The sequence below is a fragment of the Dietzia sp. E1 genome, assembly GCF_014145015.1.
GTDB lineage: Bacteria > Actinomycetota > Actinomycetes > Mycobacteriales > Mycobacteriaceae > Dietzia > Dietzia cinnamea_A.
Genome location: NZ_JAALDU010000447.1, coordinates 1 through 4,457, shown reverse-complemented (window position 1 = coordinate 4,457; position 4,457 = coordinate 1). Strand labels below are relative to the sequence as shown.

The 4,457-nt window shown below is 68.7% G+C and carries 1 protein-coding gene and 2 pseudogenes; 1 reads left to right on the top strand and 2 read right to left on the bottom strand.

The features are described 5' to 3' along the window. Nucleotides 1–109: 109 nt before the first annotated feature. Nucleotides 110–997 (bottom strand): annotated as a pseudogene (locus tag G6030_RS16615) (glycosyltransferase family 2 protein); the annotation flags it as partial. Between the two features lie 46 nt (nt 998–1,043). Next, nucleotides 1,044–1,238 (bottom strand): annotated as a pseudogene (locus G6030_RS16610) (glycosyltransferase); the annotation flags it as partial. 521 nt (nt 1,239–1,759) lie between these two features. Here G6030_RS16610 and G6030_RS13725 point away from each other — a divergent pair. Further along, nucleotides 1,760–4,414 carry an ATP-dependent Clp protease ATP-binding subunit gene (locus G6030_RS13725; RefSeq protein ID WP_182643506.1) on the top strand — a complete coding sequence of 885 codons (2,655 nt, stop codon included), beginning with the start codon at nt 1,760–1,762 and terminating at the stop codon, nt 4,412–4,414. Nucleotides 4,415–4,457: the final 43 nt, after the last annotated feature.

Below are 4,457 nucleotides of genomic sequence, written 5' to 3'. Positions count from 1 at the left end.
GCGACGAACGCCGCGAGGACGGCGAACCAGTCCGAGGAGAGCACGGATTCGGGCAGGAGGATCCCCGCGAGGACGATCTCGTGCGGTGCGACACCGCCGCCGCCCGGCGTCATGTGCCCGCCACCCGTGTCGCGCCGTCGGCGTCCCGCACGACGTGTCCCCAGCTGGCCTGCCGCGCCAGGAGGATGTCGACCACGCCCTTGAGGAACACCACGTTGAGGAACGTGGCGTAGATCAGCTCCGGGACGAGCGTGATGGCGACGAGCTTGGCGCGCAGGTCCGCGCGCCACACGCCGACCAGCCGCTCGAGCATGAACAGCAGGCCCAGCGCGCCCCAGAACGGGTACCAGACCCACTGGTCCAACGCGAGGGCGGTGATGAGGATGAGCAGCAGGTAGCTCGACAGCGCGATCGCGCCGTAGCCGATGCCGAGCTGTTGGAACCAGTAGCGGGTCGTCTGGGGGGTGATCCCGTACGCGGCGAGGTTCTCCAGCGCGCCCCGCTGCCACCGCAGTCGCTGATGCCACAGTGCCTTCCACGTGGGCATGACCTCGGTGACCACGGTGCACTCCTGCGGGGAGACCATGAGCCCGCCCAGGGACTTCAGGGCGAGCGTGAGCTCGGTGTCCTCGGTCAGGGCGGCCGTGTCGTAGACGTCCCCGGCGCGGCCCGGGATCCTCGTCCCGCGTGACGCGGCCACGGTGCGCAGCGCGCGCGACCGGAACACGGACGCGGTGCCGGTGAGGACGAACACCCGTCCCCGCCGGCGACGGATGTCGCGGCTGTAGCGGGTGTACTCGTTGCGCTGGAACTGGCCCAGCAGGCCCGCGCCGTCCTCCCCGTAGAACAGGCCGCCGACCGCCATGAGCGCGCGGTCGTCGGTGAAGCGGCGCCGAGCCGCGGTGAGGTATCCCTGGTCCAGGACGGTGTCGGCGTCCATCACCATGACGCAGAGCGTTCTCGCCGAGTTCCGGCAGGAGCTCCGCCAGGGCCTGGTTGAGGGCGCCGCCCTTCTTGTGGACGTTGTCCTTCGTCTCGAAGACCTCGACCCCGGCGGCGCGGGCGAGCTCGGGCGTCGCGTCCGTGCAGTTGTCCGCCACCACGATGATGCGCTCGGGCGGGTCGGACTGGGTCTGCAGGGAGGTGAGCGTCGCGGCGATCCGGTCCTCCTCGTTGTGCGCCGGGATGAGGACCGTGATGGTCACCGGCCCGTGGAAGACCCCTCGGGTCTCGGCCATGACGATCTTCGGGGCCAGCGGCGTACCCACCTCGTCCGTCGCCCGCCGGTAGCGGTTGACCACCGTCGTCTCCGCGCCGGTGGCGATCGCGACGAAGGCGAGGGCGACGGCGAACGCGGCCACGATCACGGCGGCCGGCGGGGCGTAGGTGTCGTAAGGGACGCGCCACGTACCGAAGAGCAGACCCTCCCGGGCGTCGAGCGCCCGTTTATCCGAGAGCGCCAGGGCCAGCCAGAGCATGAGCCCGGCCATCGCCGCCAGACCGACCACGGCCACCCCGACCGTGCGCCCCATGCTGAACCCGCGTCCGCGCTCCACGTCCCCGCCGTCTCCGTTTTCCACTGTCGCCCATGCTAAACGGGGTCTGTTCCGGGCGTTCGCTGACGGCGTACACGAATCTGCAATGGTTCCCCGACCTGCCGCGTTGAATCCTGGTGACAGACCCCGTGCTGCTCCTGCGGTACAGAGCGTCAGAACCGGCCACTACAGTGGTGAAAAACCGAGGAATGTGAGGTAGCACGATGTTCGAACGGTTTACCGACCGCGCACGTCGCGTCGTCGTCCTGGCCCAGGAAGAGGCCAGGATGCTCAACCACAACTACATCGGCACCGAGCACATCCTGCTGGGTCTCATCCACGAGGGTGAGGGAGTGGCCGCCAAGGCGCTCGAGTCCCTGGGGATATCGCTTGAGGCGGTGCGTAGTCAGGTCGAGGAGATCATCGGCCAGGGCCAGCAGGCGCCCAGCGGGCACATCCCGTTCACGCCGCGCGCCAAGAAGGTGCTCGAGCTGAGCCTGCGGGAGGCGCTCCAGCTCGGCCACAACTACATCGGCACCGAGCACATCCTGCTCGGCCTGATCCGCGAGGGTGAGGGCGTGGCCGCCCAGGTGCTGGTCAAGCTCGGCGCCGACCTCACGCGGGTCCGCCAGCAGGTCATCCAGCTGCTCTCCGGTTACCAGGGCAAGGAGGCCGAGGCCTCCGGTACGCCCGCGGGTACCGGTGGCCGCGAGTCCGGCACCCCGTCCTCGTCGACGGTCCTGGACCAGTTCGGCCGCAACCTCACCCAGGCCGCCATGGAGGGCAAGCTCGACCCGGTCGTCGGTCGCGCCAAGGAGGTGGAGCGCATCATGCAGGTGCTCTCCCGGCGCACCAAGAACAACCCGGTGCTCATCGGTGAGCCCGGCGTCGGTAAGACCGCGGTCGTCGAGGGCCTCGCGCAGGCCATCGTCAACAACGAGGTCCCCGAGACGCTCAAGGACAAGCAGCTGTACTCGCTGGACCTCGGCTCGCTCGTGGCCGGTTCCCGCTACCGCGGTGACTTCGAGGAGCGCCTGAAGAAGGTGCTCAAGGAGATCAACCAGCGCGGCGACATCATCCTGTTCATCGACGAGATCCACACGCTCGTCGGCGCGGGTGCCGCGGAGGGCGCGATCGACGCCGCGTCGATCCTCAAGCCCAAGTTGGCCCGCGGTGAGCTGCAGACCATCGGTGCCACCACGCTCGAGGAGTACCGCAAGCACATCGAGAAGGACGCGGCCCTGGAGCGGCGCTTCCAGCCGGTGCAGGTTCCCGAGCCGGGCGTGGAGCTGTCCATCGAGATCCTCAAGGGCCTGAGGGACCGCTACGAGGCGCACCACCGCGTCACGATCACCGACGCCGCGCTGGCCGCCGCCGCCCAGCTCGCGGACCGGTACATCAACGACCGCTTCCTGCCGGACAAGGCCATCGACCTCATCGACGAGGCCGGCGCCCGCATGCGCATCAAGCGCATGACGGCTCCGCCGGACCTGCGCGAGTTCGACGAGAAGATCGCCGAGACCCGCCGCGAGAAGGAGTCCGCGATCGACGCGCAGGACTTCGAGAAGGCCGCCGGCCTGCGCGACACGGAGAAGAAGCTCATCGCCGAGCGTGCCGAGCGCGAGAAGCAGTGGCGCGCGGGCGACATGGACGTGGCCGCCGTGGTCGACGAGGAGCAGATCGCCGAGGTCCTGGGCAACTGGACCGGCATCCCCGTCTTCAAGCTCACCGAGGAGGAGACCACCCGTCTGCTCCGCATGGAGGACGAGCTGCACAAGCGGATCATCGGCCAGGAGGACGCCATCAAGGCCGTCTCCCGGGCGATCCGCCGGACGCGTGCCGGGCTCAAGGATCCCAAGCGTCCCTCGGGCTCGTTCATCTTCGCCGGCCCGTCCGGTGTCGGTAAGACGGAGCTGTCCAAGGCACTCGCGAACTTCCTGTTCGGTGAGGACGACGCGCTCATCCAGATCGACATGGGTGAGTTCCACGACCGCTTCACCGCCTCGCGGCTCTTCGGCGCGCCTCCCGGGTACGTCGGTTACGAGGAGGGTGGCCAGCTCACGGAGAAGGTGCGGCGCAAGCCGTTCTCGGTGGTCCTGTTCGACGAGATCGAGAAGGCGCACTCCGAGATCTACAACACCCTTCTCCAGGTGCTGGAGGACGGCCGTCTCACCGACGGTCAGGGACGCATGGTGGACTTCAAGAACACCGTGCTGATCTTCACCTCGAACCTCGGGACCAAGGACATCTCCAAGGCCGTCGGGATGGGCTTCCAGTCCTCCGACAACACCGAGGACGCCTACGAGCGGATGAAGCAGAAGGTCAACGACGAGCTGAAGAAGCACTTCCGCCCGGAGTTCCTCAACCGCATCGACGAGATCGTGGTGTTCCACCAGCTCACGCAGGAGCAGATCGTCCAGATGGTCGATCTCATGATCGGCCGTGTCCGGGACGCCCTGAAGGCCAAGGACATGGACATCGAGGTCTCCGATCGGGCCAAGAGCCTGCTCGCCAAGCGCGGGTTCGACCCGGTCCTGGGCGCGCGGCCTCTGCGTCGCACGATCCAGCGCGAGATCGAGGACACCCTCTCGGAGAAGATCCTCTTCGGCGAGGTCGCGGCCGGCGAGATGGTGAAGGTCGACGTCGAGGGCTGGGACGGCGAGTCCGAGCGCACCGAGGACGCCAAGTTCACCTTCTCCGGTGCTCCCCGCCCGGACGCCCCGCGGGACCGCGAAGGCGAGGAGATCTCCGCGAGCGTGGCGCCCACCGGCGAGGCCGGCCCGGGCGACTCGCTCCCGCCGAGCACGGGTGGTTTCGGTGGCGGCTCCACCGGCGGCCCCTCGGGCAGCGGTGGTGGCGCGGCTCCGGCCACCACCTGATCGCCTCCCGCGCCTGATGTAGAGAAGGCCCCCGCCACACGGC